The organism is Variovorax glucosi (genome assembly GCF_051216695.1).
Taxonomy (GTDB): Bacteria; Pseudomonadota; Gammaproteobacteria; order Burkholderiales; family Burkholderiaceae_C; genus Variovorax.
This window is the reverse complement of the sequence record NZ_JBPJZE010000222.1, coordinates 1-1,199: the sequence shown is the minus strand read 5'-3', so window position 1 is coordinate 1,199 and position 1,199 is coordinate 1. Positions and strand designations below refer to the sequence as shown.

Here is a 1,199-nt window from a genome sequence, read left to right as displayed (position 1 = left end):
CAGATCGAGCAGCACGCTAGGGTGGTGATCACGCCTGATGTACTTGGCCTTGATGATCGCGGTGGCATCATCCAGGCCATTGAGGAAGCCATCAGAAAGCTCTTGGCAGAACCTGATGGCGAATATGTCGATGACCTCGATCGCCTTCTTCGGGCTATGGGGCAAAAGGTCCAGAATCCAGTGAATACCTTCCCAAGCACTCTTGCCCGTAATCAGGCGCCGAAGGTATTCGGATTCACCAAGCAGCGAAGCGCCGCCTTCTGCAAGCAGGAACTTGAAATTCCGATAGTCGAAGCCGTATGTTCCGGAGCCGAGGAGCAACGAGCGGAGCAAATGCCGGCATTCGACCTCCGACACGACGTCAACGTTTAGCAAGAATTCTCGTAGCAACTCGTCCGTCGGAAAGCAACAGACCTGGGTTCGGATCGTGCGGTCCTCTTCGGGCGTCAGCACGATCTTTAGCCATTCATCAAGACTGAGTTTTGTGTGATCGATAACGGGTCGTGGATCTGTCCGTGTTTCCCGTTGGTCGGTGTCAGCCATGACGAATGGCGACGGTCTTCAGGGTGGTGAAGCCGTACAGCGCCTCGAAGCCTTTTTCACGACCGTAGCCCGAGGACTTCACGCCACCGAAGGGCAGCTCGACACCGCCGCCAGCACCGTAGTTGTTGATGAACACCTGGCCGCTGCGCACGCGCTTGGCCATGCGGAACTGGCGCGAGCCGTCGGCGGTCCACACGCCCGCCACCAGGCCGAACTGCGTGGCATTGGCGAGCGCGACCGCTTCGTCTTCGTCGGTGAAGGACATCGCGGCCAGCACCGGGCCGAACACTTCTTCCTGTGCCAGGCGATGCCCGACCGGCACGTCGCGCAGCAGGGTGGGCGCCTGGTAGAAGCCGGTCTCGGGCGCTTCCTCGACCACGATGCCCTGCGCCACCATCGGGATGCCGGCATGCTGTGCGTCGCTCAAAAAGTCCCACACGCGCTGCTGCTGCGTCTGGCGAATCAGCGGGCCCACATCGAGGTCCATGGCCGCGGGGCCGACGCGCAGGGCCTCGAAGGCATGGCCCAGGCGTTCGAGCAGCGGCTCGTAGATGCCGCGCTGGATCAGCACCCGCGAGCCGGCCGAGCAGGTCTGGCCGGCGTTCTGCACGATCGCGTTGATGACAACGGGAATGGCCGCGTCGAGGTCGGCGTCC

2 protein-coding genes are annotated in these 1,199 nt (G+C 62.1%); both read right to left on the bottom strand.

Annotation, left to right across the window (positions count from 1 at the left end):
* Window positions 1–543 (bottom strand): hypothetical protein (locus ACSFA3_RS24470; RefSeq protein WP_435507970.1); only part of this gene is annotated, 543 nt, incomplete at its 3' end.
* On the bottom strand, window positions 536–1,199 hold a 664-nt coding region (locus ACSFA3_RS24465; RefSeq protein WP_435507969.1), incomplete at its 5' end, for an aldehyde dehydrogenase family protein. The genes ACSFA3_RS24470 and ACSFA3_RS24465, both read right to left, overlap by 8 nt.